Genomic DNA, 18,118 nt, shown 5'->3' with positions numbered 1-18,118 from the left:
TCATAATTTAAGCGCCGGGCGAACGTGAGTTCGAAGCACCAAGGGTTCGCCCGGCATGACGGAATGGAGCGGCGGGCGCATCCAGAGTGCGAGTGGAACGCCGAAGTTCAGAAGGAAAAGCGCGGCCATGGCACGCTGGCGGAAATACATAATCGGGATCTGTACCATCGCGGTCGTCGGCCTTTTAGGCGCGGCCTGCTTCTTCTTTTGGCCCCATGCGCTTCCGGAAGTACAGGCGAGCAAGGCCCAGCCAACAGGAGCCGAGCTCATCGCTCGCGGCGAGTATCTTACCGTCGCAGCGGACTGTGCCGCCTGTCACACCACCAAAAGCGGCAAGGCTTTCGCGGGCGGTCTGGCCTTCAAGCTGCCGTTTGGAACGATCTACTCGCCCAATATCACGCCGGATAAGACGGTCGGAATCGGCGATTGGAGCGATGCCGAGTTCGTCAGGGCGATGCGCTCGGGTGTCGGCAAGCATGGCGAGGATCTCTATCCGGCTTTTCCATACACCTCCTACGCGCTCCTCTCGACGGACGACATCCTCGCCATCAGGGCTTACCTGACAACCCTCGCTCCGGTGACCGAGGCCGCGCCGGAGAACGCGCTAGCATTCCCGTTCAACCAGAGGCCTCTGATGCGCGGATGGAAGCTTCTCTTTGTTCCGAGGGGGCCTTTCGAACCGGATCCCGCCAGGGACAAAATCTGGAACGACGGCGCGTACCTCGTCGAAGCCTTGGCGCATTGTGGCGAATGTCACACGCCCCGCGGCCTGATGTTCCAGCGGAAGCAGGGTGTCGCCCTCTCCGGCGGTGACGTCGATGGCTGGAAAGCCTGGAACATCACTCCCGACAAGGAATACGGACTTGGAAACTGGAGCGACGAACAGATCGCGGGAATGCTGTCGGCCGGGCATGCGAAAGGACGCGGCGTGGCAGCAGGTCCGATGCGCGAGGCCATCGACCTTAGTCTCAGCAAGCTGCCCACATCCGATATCGATGCCATTGTGGCGTACCTCCGAACAGTCCCTGCTGTAGCGGGTGATCCCGATATCAAGGCGGTGAGGCGCAAGGAAGAAGAACTGAGCGCGGCGTCGACTCCGGTTTCCTCCGATACTCAACCCGGAAAGCAAATCTACGCCGGGGCCTGCGCGAGCTGCCATGGATGGGACGGCGAAGGACAGTTCAATCCGCGCGCTGCGATCGTCGGCGGGCATGCCCTCAGCGATCCGACAGCAAGCAACGTGGTGAGGGTCGTCCTACAAGGTTCCTCCGACCATGGAGCAGCTCCGGGAAGGACAATGCCGTCATTTGCGAAGATTTACTCGGACGAAGATGTGGCAGCGCTCGCGAACTACGTCGTCGAACACTTCAGCGGGCGAACGGGGACGGTCACCGCCAAGCAGATCTCCGAAGCACGCTAATCGATGACCGCCCGCGAAAAGGCACGGCACGATCCATTAACGCAGGCCCTCAAAAACCGGACAACCGTGATGAACGCTTACAGTCAGAGTCAGCTCATAGAGCACACCGCTCCACGCAGCGAGTTCGCCACAGACGACCCAGTCCTGATATTACGGCATGCCCGGGCTTCGTTGGAGGACGGCGTCCCGGTGGCGCTTGTGACCCTGGTCGATATAAGGGGAGGGGCAGCCCGTCCCTTGGGCGCGCAGATGAGCGTTCGCATCGACGGTCGTTACTGCGGCTTTGTGTCCGGCGGGTGTACCGAACCCGCCGTCGCGGCCGAGGCATTAGAGGCACTCAGAGCAGGGCATGACCGCTTCCTTCTTCTTGGAGAAGGTTCGCCGTTCTTCGACATCATCCTCCCCTGCGGGGGTGGTATCAGCCTTTCCATACATGTGCTCAAGGATGCCGGGGCCATCGACCAGGTGTTGGCCCATATCGGAGCGCGTCGCGAGGCAGCCCTCTTATACAAGCCAGCCGAAGAGAGTCTGGTCTGTAGCCCGGCTGACGAAACAGGGTGGCAGAACGGCTGGTTTGCCAGGATCTACAGGCCGCCCACGAGGATCGCGATATCGGGCAACGCCTTGGAAACCGATGCCACAGCGAGGGTCGCCTTGGCGGCCGGATATGGCGTCGATCTGGTCGGGAGATTCAATGGGAGAAAAGCCACCGACCTGCCGCTGGACAGGTATACGGCGGTGGTTCTCCTCAATCACGATCTGGATGCAGAGATCGAAACCCTGGAAGTGGCACTGAAGTCGGAAGCCTTTTACATCGGCGCGCTCGGAAGCCGCCGCACTCATGAAAGGCGACGGAGGGCCCTTGAGCAGTTGGGCTACGGAGAAGCTGACATCTCGCGGATCAAAGCGCCCATCGGAATATTCGAAAAGGCGAGGGACGCTTCGTCGCTCGCTCTTTCAGTGGTCGCGGACGTCGCGGCCGCGGCTTCCAAAGGCACTTACCGACCCGTCATCGCCGGCACGACCGAGAAAGGTTGAAAATGGCAGGTCTCACGCTGCCATGAGCGGTCCGCTGCCCTTCGTCAGGTGTTCGGTCAGAAAGGAGACGATCGCCTTGACGAGATGACCGCTCTCGCCGTCTTCGCCGAGCACCGCGATCTCAGTCATGGGCAGCGCTGGCCAATGATCTGGCGCACTCAAGATCTGCATGCCTTCCTGGACGAGGGAGCCAGCCAGTACCGTCACGCCGAGTCCGCCCGCTACTGCGGCCTGGATGCCCATGAGGCTGCTTGCGGTACAGACGGCTACCCACTCCCGACGCACATTGTCCAAAGTGGAGACCATGATGTCTCTATAGGAACAGGGTGCCCTCAGCATCACCAATCGGGCGGGCTTGGAAAAATCCAACTTGAAATCGGCGGAGGCCATCCAGACGAGGGGTTCGCGCCAGATGACGCGCCCCCGGTTGCCGTGGCCGTCTTTCTTGCAGATTACGGCATCCAACTGTCCGTCGTCGTATGCCGCGAGAAGGTCGCCGCTTAGCCCTGTCATCAAGTCCAGATAGACGCCCGGATAGAGACGACCGAAGCGAGCCAGCAGGCGCGGAAGCTGGTCGGGAACAAAGTCCTCCGAAACCCCCAGCCTCAGAGACCCGCTCGCCGGAGGTTCGGTCAGTTCGCGCACGAGCGAGTCGTTGAATTCGAGCATTCGCCTCGCGGCGACCAGAAGGCGTTCCCCTTCGCGGGTCAGCGTCAAAGACCTGCTCGTGCGCTCGAAAACCTTCTTCTGCAGGAGTTCCTCAAGGCGCAGGACCTTCTGGGATACCGCCGACTGGGAGCGGCCGATGATATCCGCCGCAAGCGTGAAGCTTCCGGTCTCAGCGACTGCGACGAACGCTCGAAGCAGGTCTATTTCCAGGTCCGGATACTTCATGCGGGGCCTCAGCTCGATCAGGTTGCTCATAGCTTAACTACCAATACGGCGTATTCAAAATAGACGACCACGCCCGGTCATTCGAAGCCCGGAAAGGCTCGGATAGGCGGGCGTGGTCCATTTGAAGCGATGACGTCAGGAACGCTGGCCCTTCTTGAGAACGACGGGGCCGCCGTCGATCTTGATGCGGAACAGCTTGTAGGGCTTCACGCGAAGGTCTTTACCGTTGTGGAACCCGGCCTGCCGATTGAGCTGGTTTGCGGTGAAGTAGAGATATCCGTCGGCGGCGACCGAAAGCGTATCCGGCCATTGGATTTCCTTGGACTGCGCGATCGTTGACCACTTGCCGTTCTCGAGCATCCTGATGCTGTGGTGCTCGTAGTCGCCGCCATAGACGCGGCCATTGTTGTCGGATTCGAGACCGTCGGATGCGCCCTTGAGCCCGAGGTCGACGACCTGTGCTGCAAGTTTGTCTTCCGGAAGTGTGGCGTCACGCAGCGAAGCCGTCGGAACCGAGTAAAGATGACGACTGGACAGCGGCGAGAAATAGAGGGTAGCACCGTCCGCCGAGATCGCGATGCCGTCGCTTGCGATCTTCACTGGGGATGTCTTGCCGCCCTGCGGGCGGTTGAGAAGCTTCTGATCGTCGATTTCGGCGGTGAATTCCGGATCAGCCGCTGTGGTCTTGTCGCCGGAAAGCCTCCGGGTGGCGGTGCCGGTAGCCAGATCGACGACGATGATGGCTCCCGGACCTGTCAGTGAGGAGTCAGTGATGTACGCGACACCTTCGCCTCCCTGCGTGAGGTCGAAACGAACATCGTTGACATAGGTCGAAGTCAGGATGACATCCTGAGGAAAGACGATCGTCTTAACGATCTTGTTCGTCTCCAGGTCTACAGCGATCATTTTCGGGCCTCCCGCCAAAGGCGGCTTGAAGCCAGGTGCAGCGGTGTCGAGGATCCAAAGCCTGTTTTCCGCATCTACCACCACGCTCTGCACGCTGATCAGCGACTTGCCGGGGTTGGAGGGATCGGCCTTGTTGATTGAAGCATCGGGGTAGGCGACGGCCTTGCCGTTGACGACCTCCGCGACGGTGAACGGCACGTCGTCGCCCCAGCGCGGGTAGTTGACGAAAATGCGACCGTTGGCGGACACCGTCACGCCTGTCAGCATCGCATCGGGAAACGACGCGACCGTTTCGATCTTGCGATGCTCGTCGACCGCGAAAGCCGCGGTGGAAGCCAAGGTGATCGCGATGGCGGTACCGATTTTGAGTAGTTTCGTGTTCATGACATTCTCCAAAAATCCGGGTTAGAACCCGCTGAGTACGGTTTTGCCGAGGCCACGCCCGCTCTCGAGGAGAGCGTGAACGTTCCTGAGGTTTTCGGCGGTGATTTTTCCTGCGTTTTCGCGCATCGTCGTCTTGATCACTCCGCTGTCGACGAGAGCGGAGATTTCGGTGAGGATGCGATGCTGGTCGTCCATTTCCGGCGTCTGGAACAGCGTCGGGGTGAACATGAGCTCCCAGTGAACAGAGAGGCTCTTCCTCTTGAATTTGACGACGTCGAAGATATCCGGGTCATCGATCATGGCCAGCGCACCACGCGGCTTGAGGATTTCCAGGATGGCCTGCTGATGGCGGTCGGTTGCCGTCAACCCAGCCACGTACTTGACGTGAGGGATACCGATGCGGCGCATCTCCTCATCGAGCGGCTTTCGATGATCGACGACGTGATGGGCACCCATCTGCTTGACCCAGTCGATCGTCTCGGGGCGCGAGGCGGTCGCGATGACGGTCAGTCCTGTCAGGCGACGCGCTATCTGGGTAAGGACGGACCCCACGCCACCCGCGCCGTTGATAATCAGGATCGCCTCCCGGCTTGACTTCGTGCCGTACTGGACGCCGAGTTTTTCGAAGAGGAGCTCCCAGGCTGTGAGAGACGTTAGAGGCAGCGCGGCTGCCTCAGCGCTTGATATGGTCTTTGGCTTGGGGCCGACGACCCGCTCGTCCACCACATGGTATTCGGCATAGGTTCCCTGCCGGTTGATCGCACCCGCATAGAAAACGGCGTCGCCTGGCTCGAAGAGCCGGACACTGGATCCGACCTTCTCGACAATTCCGACAGCGTCATATCCGAGTATTCTGGCCTGTCCGTCGGTGGGTGCGGAATTGCCGCGTTGCTTGACGTCCGCAGGGTTGACCGAAATGGCCTCGACCTTCACCAACAGGTCATGCGGTCCCGGTTCAGGCTTGGGCACTTCGATATCGACAAGCGCATCCGGCTCGGTCACCGGCTTGTTCTTGTAGTATCCAATCGCTTTCATTTTTGTCTCCTAGAGATCTTGCTTGTTCGGTTTCCGGCGAGGGATCGCGTTCAACATTATGCCGATCACGATCGCCGACGTGCCCGCGGCAAGAGGGGCGGTAAGGGGTTCGCCGAGTAGCAGGAGCGACAGAAGAACGCCCGTGACCGGAACGCCCAGCATGGCTGTCGACATTGTCGTCGCCGGCAGCCACGAACTGGCCGCATTGACCGCGACAAAGCAGAAAGCCGTCGCTACTGGACCGACGAATACCGTGGAGGCGAAGAACGTTATTGTATCATCGGCCGAGAAATCGCCTTCGATAATCCAGGCGAGCGGGACCAGAACGATCGTAGCCAGCAGCATCTGCCAAGGGGCTAGATCGAATGCCGATGAGACGGCCTTGAAATAACGCAGGTGGATGATGCAGAGCGCCCAGCATATCGACGCGATCAGCAGCGCTCCGTTCGAAGCGACCACGACTGGATTGCCCCAGTCAATCGCCGAAGGGTTCACGAGCGTGGCCACACCCGCAGCGGCCAGCATGATGCCGCCGATACGTAAACTGCCAACCTTCTCCTTGAATACGACGATCGCGATGGGCGTCACCCAGAGCGGGGTGGTGTAGCTTAGAATGGCTGACCTTCCGGCCCCGAGATGGATCATGGCCAGAGCGCCAAGCATTGTGAAGGCCGCCATCTGCAACAGGCCTATCGAGGCAACGAACGGCAGGTCGCCGCGTTTTGGCAGGCGTATCCCGCCGCGGAGAAATTGAGCTATAAAAAGGGCGGCTCCGCCCGTGCCGAACCTCAGCGCTGAGAACCAGACAGGGGTGACATGGGCCAAGCCTACCTTCATCACTGGCCAGTTGGCACCCCAGAGTACGATCGCCACGACCAAGCTCAAAAGCGGCAGAAAGGCTGGCTTCCGGTGGTTATGCCGGTTCGTTATGGCTGGGGGGAATTCGCACAGGCGTGCGTTACGCAGGCCCTCGCGAGATGCGTTCGTGGACATTTGTCTGTCTCCGGAGATGTCGCTATGCGACGTCGATAACTATCTTGCCTTTTGCAGAGCCCGATTGAAGGAGGTCGTAGCCCGCAGGCGCGTCTGCCAAGCCGAAACGGCGTTCGTCTATCAGTGGCTTTACAAGTCCACTTTCGACCATGGTCGCCACTTGCCGCAGGATATCGCCGTGTGTGTCAGCACCGATATCATACAGCATCGGTATCAGCGTGAAGACGACACCAAACGTGAGCCCCTTGCTATGCACGGGGGTCAAGTCGAGCGTTGCGCGCGAAGCGGTCGTCGATATCCGGCCGCTGATCGCAGCCGCCTGGAACGAATTCGCAAGGTTTTCACCTCCGACAGTATCGATGACGACAGGAAAGCCGCGGCCTTGAGTAATCCTTGATACATAGTCCGCGGGCTTTTCCTGCCTATAGAAAACGACTTGCTCGGCACCAAACCCCCGGACTATGGCTTCATCTGAATCTTTGCCAACTGTCGCGGTTACCACCGCTCCCAGGTCGTGGGCGAGCTGAACGGCGATGTGCCCCACGCCGCCGGCTGCCCCGTGAATGAGGACTTGTTCAGATGCCTTGAGGTTGGCTCGGGCGATCGCTTCCCAGGCGGTAATCGACACAAGCGGAAGCGCGGCGGCCTGACGCATGGAAAGGTTCCGAGGCTTTCTGGCGATAAGGCGCGCATCGGCGGCAATTAACTCCGCCAAGGTGCCGCCATGTCCTTTAACTCCGCCGGCCAAGCCAAAGACTTCGTCCCCGATCGAGTATCCGGTGACGTTGTCGCCCACTTCGACGATTGTCCCGGAAAAGTCACATCCAAGCACCGCCGGCAATGCCGGGCCGATGGGTAAACCTTCGCGGATTTTGTTATCGATGGGGTTGAGAGATGCAGCCGCTATGCGGACAAGCACCTGTCCCTGCTTCAATACAGGATCAGGGATATTATCTACGGCGAAGTTGTCGGTGCTGCCAAAAGCGCTGAGGACGAGGGCTTTCATCGTTGGCTCCATTATTCATGTCGATAATAGTGGGAGCCACTTGCCCATAAGACAAACGCATAATTCTTTTGGCAACAATTCGATTTACAGCTAGATCATGTGCGATTGCTCGCCAAACAATAGTCTCTGCGAAAGAACGGCGGTTGCTTCAGGCCGTGGCGGCTTCGAGCATCCACTACGACCCGCGAGATATATTGGAACATCCGGTGTTTGATTTGCAGATGTCCGAATCCGATTTCGACTGCTGTCGAAATCGGTTCAGGCTTGGTTGTTGTCGAGAAGTCCCATGCCGATCGACATAAAATCGTCCAGTGGCCGCCGATCGTTCGTAATCTTCATACGGAGCACGGTACCCTCCCAGCTATTGATGAGGAAGCGTGCCATCGCCGACGGCTCAAGACCCGGCTTGATTTCTCCGTTAGCCTGTCCCTCGAGTATGACGCTCGACAACAAGTCAGCCCACGTCGAAAGCGAGTCCTTTAGTGCCTCCCGGAGGAGCGGAACGTCGTCCGAGCTTTCCGCTGAAAGATTGCCGATCAGGCAGCCTTTGTCGAAGCCGTCCTTCTCGTATCGGGAAATGAAGAACCCGAAATGCTCCCTGATCCGGGTGAGGGGGGACAGGGCAGCATTAGACAATATTTCCCGCTTCGACGATGCGACATACATCTGCAAGACTTCAAGAGCGAGACCTTCCTTGGTCTTGAAGTAGTTGTAGAAACTGCCTTTTGGGACGCCAGCGGCATCCACGATTTGCTGCACGCCACACGCGCTGTAGCCAAGCGCGTGGAAGCGGTCCTGAGCGGCTGCGAAAATCTTATCTCTGGTCGGTGTGGCCATGAGGTTCTCCTTCGGTCCCGCGATATGAACGAGGCCATCTGAATTCAAGTGTCAGCGGTCATCGAGCGGCAAAAATAAACTCGATTGACAGAATAATACGACCGGTCATATTAAAACGCAAGACGGAACGGAGACGCGTTGCCATGGCGACTGAAATCCAAAACCAAAAGCTCACGCCGGCCTGGGTGATGGCGCTGGGAACTTTTGCGATCGGAACCGAAGGCTTCATGATTGTGCCGCTGCTGCCCAACATGGCTGACGACCTGCAGCTGTCTATCGCGACCCTCGGAACACTTGTGACCGTTTTCACGCTGACCCTCGCGTTCAGCTCGCCGATCCTGACGACGCTGTTCGGCAGCGTGGATAGGCGACGCCTCTTGATTTTGACGATGGCGTTCTTTGCGTTGGCCAACCTCGTTGCTTGGCAGTCGAGCGGATACTGGGGCATTTTTGCGGCCCGCGTGCTTCTGGCTCTTGCAGCAGGACTTTATACCCCGAACGCCAACGCATTGATCGGCGTCCTGATTGCGCCAGAAAGACGAGGCAGGGCACTTGCGATCGTAAACGGCGGGATGACGATCGCAATCGCACTCGGACTGCCGATCGGATCGCTCGTGGGGAATGCGCTCGGGTGGCGCGTGACGTTTCTCGGCGTCGGGATTCTCGCGGCGATCGCTGTCGTCGGTTTGATCGTCGGCCTCGATCGAACAGCCGGGGCAGGACTTCCGGTGCCTAGCCTTTCAGCCAGAATCGCGGTTGCGAAACGGCCACCTGTTTTACTTGGTCTGGCTGTCACGCTGTTCTGGGCGGTCGGTGCCTACACGGTCTGGACCTACATCACTCCCTACCTGACCTCGGTAGCTGATTTCGGTCCGAACGGTATCAGCTTTATCGTCTGCCTCTGGGGTGTCGGTTCAGCCGTCGGCGTATTCAGCGGGGGTGCCCTCAGCGATAAGTTCGGAGCCAAAACCGTAATGGGCACGAGCCTCGTGGTCCTGGCAGTGGCATTTCTGGTTCTGTCACTCACCGCATTCTTCCTCACACCTTCGCAGGCCATAATCCCGATCGTTATTTCGGTGGCCGTATGGGGCGTCACTGTCTGGGGATTCTTCCCGGCGCAGATTTCCCATCTGATCCAAACAGGCGGGCAGGCATCTGCACCGATCGTTCTCTCGCTCAACGCCAGCTTCATGTACGGCGGCTTCGCGATTGGAAGCGCCATCGGCTCCGTTGTCATCGCTCGCGGTGAGGTCGCCGATCTCGGCCTCGCAGCGGCTCTCGCTGAATTGATCGGCGTAGCACTGCTCTTCGGTTTCGCTGCCAAGGCAGCATCCCCCAACACGTCGCCCGCCCGCTGAACAATGGCGGTCTCGACGCGGACCAAAACGTCAAACCCAAATCAAACCCAAGGAGAATAACCATGAAAATGTCCGGCAACACGATCTTCATTACAGGCGGCGGTTCCGGTATCGGCCGCGGTCTGGCCGAGGCCTTCCATAAGCTCGGCAACCAGGTGATCATCTCGGGACGCCGCAAGGCCAATCTCGATGAAACCATCAAGGCAAACCCCGGTATGGCCGCTTACGAGATGGACATTACCGACCCGGCGAGTATTGAGCAGGTTGCCGCCAAGATCATCGCGGACTACCCAGCGCTCAACGTGCTGTTCAACAACGCTGGCATCATGCCGTTCGACGATGCAGCCAAGGCGATCGATGAAAAGACGATGCAGAACATCGTCACGACGAACTTTCTGGGCCCGATCCGGATGACGTCCGCCCTGATCGAACATCTCAAGAAGCGGCCGTCGGCGGTCATCATCAACAACACCTCGGTACTCGCTTACGTGCCGCTCGCTTACAATGCTGTCTATTCGGCGACGAAGGCCGCCCTTCATTCCTTCACTATGTCGCAGCGCTTCACCCTGCGCGACACTTCTGTGAAGGTCCATGAAATCGCTCCGCCGTGGGTAGATACGGACCTCATCAAGAAGAGCGGCGATCCTCGCGCCATGCCGCTCGACGCCTTCGTCAAGGAAACGATGGAGAAGCTCGCGACCAACCGGGAAGATATCTACGTCGACGCGATCCAGATGCTCCGCGACAACCCAGGCTCGAAGGAACACGAGTTCTTCTTCCAGTTCAACGAAGTGATGGTGAAGGAACCGATCCCGGTCTGAAGTCTACCGGCCGATTTCGGAGCGGTCGACATCCGGCCGCTCCGGCAAGCCGCCTGTAAAGGCACGTTAGAACGACGCCCGGAACGCGGCGCTTTCAAGAGGACAACCCAATGAGCTACAGACTTCTCGTGGACGGTGAACTGATCGACGGAGCAAAGGACGTCGGCGTCATCAATCCGGCGACCGCCCAGGAATTCGAGATCGCTCCTCGTGCGGACGAGGCCATCGCATTGAGAGCCATAGCCGCAGCGAAAAAGGCGTTCCCCTCGTGGGCGGCGCTTACCTACGAGCACCGCTCCGGCTATGTCGAAGCGTTCGCGGCCGCGCTGGAAGCCCGGGCTTCGGACTTTTCGCGTCTTCTCACTCTCGAACAAGGAAAGCCTCTGCCGCAGGCGGAAGCCGAAATCCGGGGTTCCGTCGCGGCCCTCCGCTTCTTTGCTTCCCAGGAAATCAAGCCGAGAGTGATCCGGGACAACGAACACGAATACATCGTTGAACAGCGCTATCCTCAGGGCGTCGCCGCCGCGATCACGCCGTGGAACTTTCCGATCTCCCTCCTGGTCTACAAGGTGGGGGCCGCGCTGATGACCGGAAACCCGGTGATCGCCAAGCCAGCGCCGACCACGCCCTTGACGACATTGCTTCTCGGCGAACTGGCTGCCAGGATCTTCCCCCGGGGAGTATTCCAGACGCTGGCGGACACCAATGATCTCGGACCGCTTCTGACGAGCCACGAAGACGTTGCGCATGTCAGCTTCACCGGATCGACGCCGACCGGCAAGAAGGTTCTGGAAAGCACGGTAAGCACGCTCAAGCGCTTCACGCTTGAACTCGGCGGCAACGATGCTGCAATCGTGCTCGACGACGCCGATATCGACAAGGTCGCTCCAGCGATCTTCCGCGCGGCAACCCTGAATGCCGGACAGATTTGCTTCGCGACCAAGCGTGTCTATGCGCCAAAGAAGCTCATCGAACCGCTCACCGAAGCTCTGGTCGCCCTCGCAAAGGAAGCCAAGGTCGGCGACGGTCTGGAGCAGGGCACCACGATCGGTCCGATCCAGAACAAAATGCAGTACGACAAGCTACAGGGCTTCATCGAAGACTCCCGTCACAACGGTAGAATCGTCGCGGGCGGCGAGCGCACAGACGGCAACGGCTACTTCATCAAGCCGACAATTGTCCGCGACTTGCCGAACGATGCCCGTCTCGTCAAGGAAGAGCAGTTCGGTCCGGTTCTGCCGATCCAGGTTTACGACAGCGTCGATAGCGCGATCGCGGAAGCCAATAGCGTCGAATTCGGACTCGGCGGCATTATCTGGACGGGCGATGTCGAAAGGGGCGTTTCCGTCGCCTCCAAGATCGAGACCGGAACCATCTGGGTGAACCAGCACATGTCTCTGCCGTATGATGTTGCGTTCGGCGGAGCGAAGCAGTCGGGCCATGGGTTGCAAAACGGCATCGAAGGCATGGAAGACTTCACTCAGCGGCGGATCGTCAACGCCCGTAAGGCGGCGTGATCGGATTTATGACAACCACGCCGGCGGTATGGCCGCCGGCGTTCCCTCCCACGGACATTGAGGTCGATAGCCTTGAAACTGTTTGCTCACCCCGGTGCCAGCTCCCTTTCGGTGCATATCCTGCTGAGGGAAACGGAGCTGCCGTTCGAACTTGAGATCGTGAATGCCACCGAAAAGGTTCGAGCATTTGGTGGAGATTACCGTCAGATCAATCCGAGGGGCATGGTGCCCGCCCTTGAACTAGAAGACGGAACGATCCTCACCGAGAACCTCGTTATCGCACAGTACCTATGCGACACTGCCGGACGTACCGACCTGATGCCCGCCGCCGGGACCAAGGAACGCTACGAAGTCATGGAATGGCAGAGTTTCATTGCCACGGAACTGCACAAAGCGACCTCACCGCTATTCTGGCCACTCGACGAGGGGGCCAAATCCTTCGTGAGGAAACGTTTATTCGGCAAGTATCGGGTCGTCGATGATGCACTCCAGGGCGGGCCGTTCTTGACCGGTAATCACTTCACCGCAGCTGACGCATATCTCTTTCCGATCCTGAGCTGGGCTCTTTTCTTCAATCTAGAGCTATCGGAATTCCCGAACATTCGAGGTTTTCTTCACCGGATGGGTAAGCGCCCGAGCGTGTTGAATGCGTTGAAAGCGGAAGGCAAGGGGCTGGTCACCATCCTCAGAGAGGAAAGCGAAGCGCAGCGGTTTGAAACTGGTTCGCCAACCGACCGTGCTCTCAACGACCATGGCCTGGAAGCCAACCTCGGATGATCAGGCCGCGCAGGCCTCTAAGCGAGAAGCTTTCGAGCCGTTTCGATATCGGCGATCGGATGTGTGCATTCAAACGTGGCGAGTGACGACTTGAGCTGGCTTCTCGCCGCTGCCGATTGCGAAGGTGGCGAGAGGCGGAAAAGACATATGGCGCATCGGAGCTCCCAGAAAACGGCTCCCATCGAACGCGCCAAATCCAAGGCCTCCCGCAGAGTGGCGACAGCCTTGTCGCGGTCCTTTTTGATTAAAGTCACCGCCGTGAGCCTTAGTAGCTCCGGTCTGCACCATCCGGCATCGCCGGAGAGCGCCCTATCGAGGGCGGGGGCGGAGGCCCTGCACCCCGCGAGAACCGTCATGTACTCGAGACGCATGCCAACGCCTTCGAGCAATACACCCTGCAATGCCGTCTGGACTTCTACGGTCTGGGTGTTATCCGGGACGACCATGTCATAACCATCCACCCATTCCTGCCAGCGAACGAGCATGTCTCTCGCGGTCAGTTGCCGGACGGTATCAAGCCTGGCCCGCGCGTCGGCGGTATTGCCAGAAAGGTAAGCGACGGGGACGGCGGTGAGGCAAAGCATCAGGCAACTCGATATTGAATGTCCAAGCTGCTCGGAATCCGCCAGCATTTCGCGAACGGCCACAAAGCTCTGGTCGATCTTACCCTCGAGAAAGTCGATCATCGCGATCACGGCTTTCGCTATTGTACCCTGATCGTATCCTGTGCCGTTGTTAAGAGTTGTCCTGACTGCCCGGCTGGCTTCCAGAAGAGATATCTCTGCTTGCTCCCGGGATGCGGAGAACTCGCCGTGGAAGAGATAGTTATGCTCTAGGAAACGACTGAAGCTCGCGGCACCCGGAAAACGTTTCTGGAGATCCAGAGCGATGGCGATCGTGTCGGTGTAGCGGCCATTCGAACTCGCCACCGACGCCTTACCGCCGTAAGCTCTCATGATCCGGCCGGGATTCCCCAAATGTTCGGCGATGACGGCGGCGCGCTCGAACTCGGCTATTGCCTCATCATCGCTCTTGAAGCCACGGACATGATAAAGGCCGCTACCCCGAGAGACCCTGAGCTGAAGCTCTACATCGGTCCCGAGATGCTTCGTTGAATGCAAAAGGTCCAGAGCCTTTTCCACTGCGACCAATTGCTCGTGCATCACGCCGAGCTGCGTCCAGAGCACATTTGATATAGCTATTAGTTCTACGGCTAGGTCCAGATCGCCTTGCTGAGAAAACGCCCAGTTTGCGGCGGAGCGCAAATCGTTGATGAGCGGGCCGTACCGTCGCATCCAATCGTGGGTCGGGAGGACGCGCCAGTCGTATTCGGCCCGTATCAGTTCTTCACGACAATACAGCGCGTGAGCCTTCCGGTACTGAGGTTCCAGCCCGCTTGCTGCGAGCTTCTCCGCTGCATAGCCTTTCGTCGTGTCCAGAAGCCGATATCTGCCGTCATTGTTGGAAACTGCAATCATGGATTTGAGTACCAGGCCATCGAAGGCGGTGTCGAATGCCTCTCCAATCAGCCAGTCGCCTGCGATCGCCTCAGCGCCTTGATCTGAAAATGTGCCGGGAAACACTGCCATCTGAGCAAAAAGCTTCCTTTCGTCCTCAGTCAGACTGTCATAGCTCCAATTCAGGGTGGCCCTCAGGGTTTGTTGACGAGGCGGGGCAGTTCGCCGTCCCCTCCGAAGGATCGACAGGGGATCATCGAGCGAATCGAGCACGCTCGTCAGTCCAAGATTGCTGACTCGCGAGGCGGCGAGCTCGATGGCGAGCGGGATACCGTCCAGACTGCGCACGATATCCGCGGCCGCGCTGACGCTTTCGTCGTCTTCGAAGGTCAGGGTGTCGGAGGCAAGCCTGACCGACTCGATCAAGAGCTCTACTGACGGAAAGGCGAGTAGTTCTGAGCGAGGCGTCTCGGCTTCCGGTACGGGCAAAGAAGGTAGCTGCCTCACTCGCTCGCCGGCGACACGTAACGATTCCCGGCTGGTAGCTATCACAGAGATTCCCGTTGTCTCCTTGAGTATCCGGTCCACTGTGACCGCGACGGCCTCGATGAGATGTTCGCAGTTGTCGAACAGAAGAAGAGCATCACTTTCCCGAAGCGCGTTCAGTACGGCCTGACGATAGTCGTCGGTGAAGACGATCAGGCCTAGCGCCGATGCCAGTGTGGGCATGATCAGACTCTGATCTGTCAGCGCTGCTAGGTCGATGAATATAACCCTCCGCGAAGCGCTTATTCTGCGGGCAATTTCGAGGGCCACCGCGGTCTTCCCCATACCCCCAGCGCCGGATATTGTCAGAAGTCGGGTTGAGCCAAAGGCTATAAGGCAAGTTTCGACGAAACTCTCGCGACCGATCAGTCGACCAGGAAACCTTGGGAGGTTGGACTCTGGAGCGGCCGACGGAATGCTGTGGAGGGAATGGTTCGCGTCAGCAACCTCGACGGGCGCGACGAAGATGTAGCCTCGCCCTGCGATGTTTTCGATGTAGCGACGCCCGCTGCGATCGCCGAGTGCTTTTCTGAGGGTGACTATATGAACCCTAAGAGCGCCTTCCTCGACCGTAGTCGTGGGCCAGGCGGCGTGCAGCAGGTCTTCCTTGGAAACGATTTCGCCAGCCCGGCTTGCTAGTACGGCAAGTATTTCCAAGGCTTTCTTGCCTAATTGATATGGCTTCCCAGCTTCTGAAAGCCTTTTGTTGGTGAGATCCAGCTCAAAGCTTCCGAATTTGAGAAAAGACATCGTATTCGCCGCAGTACCCGCTGGATTGAAGGAATACAGTGGGTATCACACCTGAATGATCATCGTGCAACGGATATCGTTGCTTTAGGACGTTCGCTCGTGAAGTCGTGATGATTGTGAGTAAGCCAACATATCGCAAGACCTGAAAAATCATCACAAGAACCGCGCAATCAGGTCTTGCTCCGCTTGGGACGGCGTCTCCGGATATCTTGCGATCACGTTCTTCAAGTCGTCGAGGCCGCGCGGAGTCAAGCGGGCGAGGCAGGCGGCGCATCGGAGCTCCCAAACCAGATGGCCGCGCTGACGGGCGAACTCAATGCCGGCATCGAGCAGCTCTATCGCTAGCGACGGTTCTGCGCCAGCCACACGCTCGGCTTTCAGGCGAAGCGCTTCGGCGCGGACCATCCCGCGTCACCGCCGAGTATTCCTATACGTCTTTAGGAACCACGCCTTCGTCGGGATACGACAGCGGGGGAAGACGGCTGACATATTCGCCCATGACACCCAAGGGCTCCCGGCTTGTAGCGAGAACCGTGGTTGAGCCAGTGCTACAGAGTATCGTCTCCACGACTTCCGCACAGCCCCCGATCACGTGTTCGCAATTGTCGAACACGAGCATGTACGGCTGCTCGGCGAGGGTAGCCAACACCATCGGCATCGGATCTTCGGCGAAACTGATCAAGTCCAATCGCATGGCAAGATAGGACACCAGTTGGCTGTCGGCGGTGAGGGTGGATAAGTCGAGGAAAATGACTGGACGTCCGATCGCACGGAAATGGTTCCCGATCTCGACAGCCACCGAGGTCTTTCTGATCCCCCCGGTCCCGATAATACTCTGGAGCCTGTGGACTTCCAGCTTTTCTATCGACGATTCAATGAAAGTGCTTCTGCCCAAGATTTCCGCTGGAACGTAGGGAAGACCCGCGTCGACAGGACCGGGCTTGGCCAGTCTCCCCATTTCAACAGGCTTGAGAAAGAGGTAACCACGCCCGGGAACGGCCCTGATCCAGGGGGCGTCAGGCTTCGTACGGAGAATTTTGCGAAGCTCGACCAGATGCACCCGGATTGCTATTTCGTCGACTGTCGCTTTCGGCCACACCGCTTCCAGAAGCTCGGCTTTCGATAGAATCCGTCCGGCGTTCAGCGCCAAGTAACGCAACAGATCGAACGCCCTCGCACCGATGCGGACTGGCTTGCCACCATCGCGAAGCCGCCTCGAATTAATGTCCATTTCGAAGGTTCGAAGCGAATAACTGTCAATTGATCACCGAGCGAGGAAGTACCTGGAAAGCTGAAGGTTCAACGACCCGGACCCGGTCGGGGCTGTCTCCCGGCCTTAGCCCACTATCCGCCGCGGCAGCTCTCCGTAACGCGCATGGGTTTCGATCGTCGCGAACTCGATCTTTGCGGCGTCGCACGTTGTTGATGAAGGTGTGTCGTCAGGCGTTATATCCGCCATCGACGTTTAGGGTGCTGCCCGTGATAAACGTCGCTCCAGGACCTGCCAGAAACATGATCGCATGAGCCACCTCAGATGGCCGCCCCAGTCTCTTGAGCACGTTCGCCTCCCGCTCTGCCGCGAGCGTTTCCTGCGAATGCGCTCCATCGACATCGCTTTCCAACGCCCCAACCTGCACGACATTGACGGTTATGCCCCGAGGACCGAGATCGTGCGCAGCTCCTTTGCAGAATGCAGCTATCGCCGCTCTTGTCGCGGCGAATTCGGCCAAACCGGGGGTGCCTACGCGGTCAGCTATGCTCGAGCCTAACGCGATCACACGCCCTCCATCGTTCATGACCTTCGAAGCGGCCTTAATCAAGGCGAATGCGCCTCTGACGTTCACCGACAACTGCTCTTCGAGAGCGTCCTCATCGACGTGCTCGTCATCGATCTGCCCTTCTACCCGGCGGACATTGTTCGCGACCAGCACATCCAGACGGCCGAAAGCCGCCATCACCGCCCGCACGAGTTGGGTCGCCTCAACCGTATTTGGTCGGCTGCTCGTCGGGAAACAGACAACGCGTCCTCCGTATGATCGGAGCGTCTCAAGGAAGTGAGCCTCCGGCTCGTTTTCCAGCGCAAGCGCCAAATCAGCCCCCCATTCGGCGAGCGCCTGAACGGTCGCTAGGCCAATACCGCTATCGGCCTGCGTAACAAGAGCCACGCGGCAAATCGAGGCTCGATCCGAATTCTGTTCCACAACGTTCATGGAAGCCTCATCAAACTTGCATTGGCCAATGGAACCTCGCTAACCATCTGATTTTTAGCGGGTAATACGCTCGCAATTACGCGGTTACGCGATGTCGGTATTGTAAAATTCGGTCCCGGCGAATGTTAACGCTGGCATTAAGAGCCATAACTTCTTTTTACATCTCATA

At 58.7% G+C, this 18,118-nt stretch carries 16 protein-coding genes; 6 read left to right on the top strand and 10 right to left on the bottom strand.

Annotated elements, in window-relative coordinates:
* Positions 1–55: 55 nt before the first annotated feature.
* Both HNQ72_RS17205 and HNQ72_RS17200 read left to right on the top strand, forming a co-directional pair.
* On the top strand, positions 56–1,420 hold the full coding sequence (locus HNQ72_RS17205) for a c-type cytochrome (protein ID WP_244654520.1): 1,365 nt from the start codon (positions 56–58) through the stop codon (positions 1,418–1,420).
* A gap of 69 nt (positions 1,421–1,489) precedes the next feature.
* On the top strand, positions 1,490–2,458 hold the full coding sequence (locus HNQ72_RS17200; RefSeq protein WP_183993732.1) for an XdhC family protein: 969 nt from the start codon (positions 1,490–1,492) through the stop codon (positions 2,456–2,458).
* A 12-nt stretch (positions 2,459–2,470) separates the two neighbouring features.
* On the opposite strand, the gene HNQ72_RS17195 is transcribed toward HNQ72_RS17200, so the two are convergent.
* From HNQ72_RS17195 to HNQ72_RS17170, 6 genes are all read right to left on the bottom strand, one after another.
* Complete coding sequence (locus HNQ72_RS17195) at positions 2,471–3,352, bottom strand: LysR substrate-binding domain-containing protein (RefSeq protein ID WP_183993550.1); 882 nt, start codon at positions 3,350–3,352, stop codon at positions 2,471–2,473.
* Positions 3,353–3,487: 135 nt separating this feature from the next.
* Complete coding sequence (locus HNQ72_RS17190) at positions 3,488–4,642, bottom strand: L-dopachrome tautomerase-related protein (RefSeq protein WP_183993548.1); 1,155 nt, start codon at positions 4,640–4,642, stop codon at positions 3,488–3,490.
* 21 nt (positions 4,643–4,663) lie between these two features.
* Positions 4,664–5,677, bottom strand: coding sequence for a zinc-binding alcohol dehydrogenase family protein (locus HNQ72_RS17185; protein WP_183993546.1), 1,014 nt, complete (start codon positions 5,675–5,677; stop codon positions 4,664–4,666).
* Positions 5,678–5,686: 9 nt separating this feature from the next.
* Entirely contained in the window at positions 5,687–6,670 is a 984-nt protein-coding gene (locus HNQ72_RS17180; RefSeq protein ID WP_183993544.1) for a DMT family transporter, read from the bottom strand.
* 22 nt (positions 6,671–6,692) lie between these two features.
* Positions 6,693–7,676 (bottom strand): zinc-dependent alcohol dehydrogenase family protein, encoded by a 984-nt coding sequence (locus HNQ72_RS17175; RefSeq protein ID WP_183993542.1) that lies wholly within the window; start codon positions 7,674–7,676, stop codon positions 6,693–6,695.
* Positions 7,677–7,934: 258 nt separating this feature from the next.
* Positions 7,935–8,513, bottom strand: coding sequence for a TetR/AcrR family transcriptional regulator (locus tag HNQ72_RS17170; protein ID WP_183993540.1), 579 nt, complete (start codon positions 8,511–8,513; stop codon positions 7,935–7,937).
* Positions 8,514–8,656: 143 nt separating this feature from the next.
* On the opposite strand from HNQ72_RS17170, the gene HNQ72_RS17165 reads away from it, so the two are divergent.
* The 4 genes from HNQ72_RS17165 to gstA all read left to right on the top strand — a co-directional run bounded on the left by HNQ72_RS17165 (position 8,657) and on the right by gstA (position 12,986).
* Positions 8,657–9,871, top strand: coding sequence for an MFS transporter (locus HNQ72_RS17165; RefSeq protein ID WP_183993538.1), 1,215 nt, complete (start codon positions 8,657–8,659; stop codon positions 9,869–9,871).
* A 62-nt stretch (positions 9,872–9,933) separates the two neighbouring features.
* A complete protein-coding gene (locus HNQ72_RS17160; protein ID WP_183993536.1) occupies positions 9,934–10,692 on the top strand; it encodes an SDR family oxidoreductase in 759 nt (252 codons plus the stop codon).
* A gap of 110 nt (positions 10,693–10,802) precedes the next feature.
* Entirely contained in the window at positions 10,803–12,209 is a 1,407-nt protein-coding gene (locus HNQ72_RS17155) for an aldehyde dehydrogenase family protein (protein WP_183993534.1), read from the top strand.
* Between the two features lie 72 nt (positions 12,210–12,281).
* Positions 12,282–12,986: a glutathione transferase GstA gene (gstA, locus tag HNQ72_RS17150; RefSeq protein WP_183993533.1), complete on the top strand. Its 705-nt coding sequence runs from the start codon at positions 12,282–12,284 to the stop codon at positions 12,984–12,986.
* A gap of 17 nt (positions 12,987–13,003) precedes the next feature.
* On the opposite strand, the gene HNQ72_RS17145 is transcribed toward gstA, so the two are convergent.
* The 4 genes from HNQ72_RS17145 to HNQ72_RS17130 form a co-directional block, all read right to left on the bottom strand.
* Complete coding sequence (locus HNQ72_RS17145; RefSeq protein WP_183993531.1) at positions 13,004–15,739, bottom strand: ATP-binding protein; 2,736 nt, start codon at positions 15,737–15,739, stop codon at positions 13,004–13,006.
* A gap of 153 nt (positions 15,740–15,892) precedes the next feature.
* Positions 15,893–16,144 (bottom strand): hypothetical protein, encoded by a 252-nt coding sequence (locus tag HNQ72_RS17140; RefSeq protein ID WP_183993529.1) that lies wholly within the window; start codon positions 16,142–16,144, stop codon positions 15,893–15,895.
* A gap of 22 nt (positions 16,145–16,166) precedes the next feature.
* Positions 16,167–16,970: a winged helix-turn-helix domain-containing protein gene (locus HNQ72_RS17135; RefSeq protein WP_183993527.1), complete on the bottom strand. Its 804-nt coding sequence runs from the start codon at positions 16,968–16,970 to the stop codon at positions 16,167–16,169.
* A gap of 208 nt (positions 16,971–17,178) precedes the next feature.
* Positions 17,179–17,949: an SDR family NAD(P)-dependent oxidoreductase gene (locus HNQ72_RS17130; protein ID WP_183993525.1), complete on the bottom strand. Its 771-nt coding sequence runs from the start codon at positions 17,947–17,949 to the stop codon at positions 17,179–17,181.
* Between the last annotated feature and the right edge of the window lie 169 nt (positions 17,950–18,118).

The organism is Aliirhizobium wenxiniae, assembly GCF_014201355.1.
In the GTDB taxonomy this organism is placed as follows: Bacteria; Pseudomonadota; Alphaproteobacteria; order Rhizobiales; family Rhizobiaceae; genus Neorhizobium; species Neorhizobium wenxiniae.
Note: the sequence above shows the minus strand (reverse complement) of the source record. Positions and strands in the feature narration are given on the sequence as shown.

Coding starts and splice junctions, on each gene's coding strand:
- HNQ72_RS17145 (WP_183993531.1), bottom strand. CDS start 15,739: ATGTCTTTTCTCAAATTCGGAAGCTTTGAGCTGGATCTCACCAACAAA.
- HNQ72_RS17205 (WP_244654520.1), top strand. CDS start 56: ATGACGGAATGGAGCGGCGGGCGCATCCAGAGTGCGAGTGGAACGCCG.
- HNQ72_RS17165 (WP_183993538.1), top strand. CDS start 8,657: ATGGCGACTGAAATCCAAAACCAAAAGCTCACGCCGGCCTGGGTGATG.
- HNQ72_RS17160 (WP_183993536.1), top strand. CDS start 9,934: ATGAAAATGTCCGGCAACACGATCTTCATTACAGGCGGCGGTTCCGGT.
- HNQ72_RS17175 (WP_183993542.1), bottom strand. CDS start 7,676: ATGAAAGCCCTCGTCCTCAGCGCTTTTGGCAGCACCGACAACTTCGCC.
- HNQ72_RS17130 (WP_183993525.1), bottom strand. CDS start 17,949: ATGAACGTTGTGGAACAGAATTCGGATCGAGCCTCGATTTGCCGCGTG.
- HNQ72_RS17195 (WP_183993550.1), bottom strand. CDS start 3,352: ATGAAGTATCCGGACCTGGAAATAGACCTGCTTCGAGCGTTCGTCGCA.
- HNQ72_RS17155 (WP_183993534.1), top strand. CDS start 10,803: ATGAGCTACAGACTTCTCGTGGACGGTGAACTGATCGACGGAGCAAAG.
- HNQ72_RS17185 (WP_183993546.1), bottom strand. CDS start 5,677: ATGAAAGCGATTGGATACTACAAGAACAAGCCGGTGACCGAGCCGGAT.
- HNQ72_RS17170 (WP_183993540.1), bottom strand. CDS start 8,513: ATGGCCACACCGACCAGAGATAAGATTTTCGCAGCCGCTCAGGACCGC.
- HNQ72_RS17200 (WP_183993732.1), top strand. CDS start 1,490: ATGAACGCTTACAGTCAGAGTCAGCTCATAGAGCACACCGCTCCACGC.
- HNQ72_RS17180 (WP_183993544.1), bottom strand. CDS start 6,670: ATGTCCACGAACGCATCTCGCGAGGGCCTGCGTAACGCACGCCTGTGC.
- HNQ72_RS17140 (WP_183993529.1), bottom strand. CDS start 16,144: ATGGTCCGCGCCGAAGCGCTTCGCCTGAAAGCCGAGCGTGTGGCTGGC.
- HNQ72_RS17190 (WP_183993548.1), bottom strand. CDS start 4,642: ATGAACACGAAACTACTCAAAATCGGTACCGCCATCGCGATCACCTTG.
- HNQ72_RS17135 (WP_183993527.1), bottom strand. CDS start 16,970: ATGGACATTAATTCGAGGCGGCTTCGCGATGGTGGCAAGCCAGTCCGC.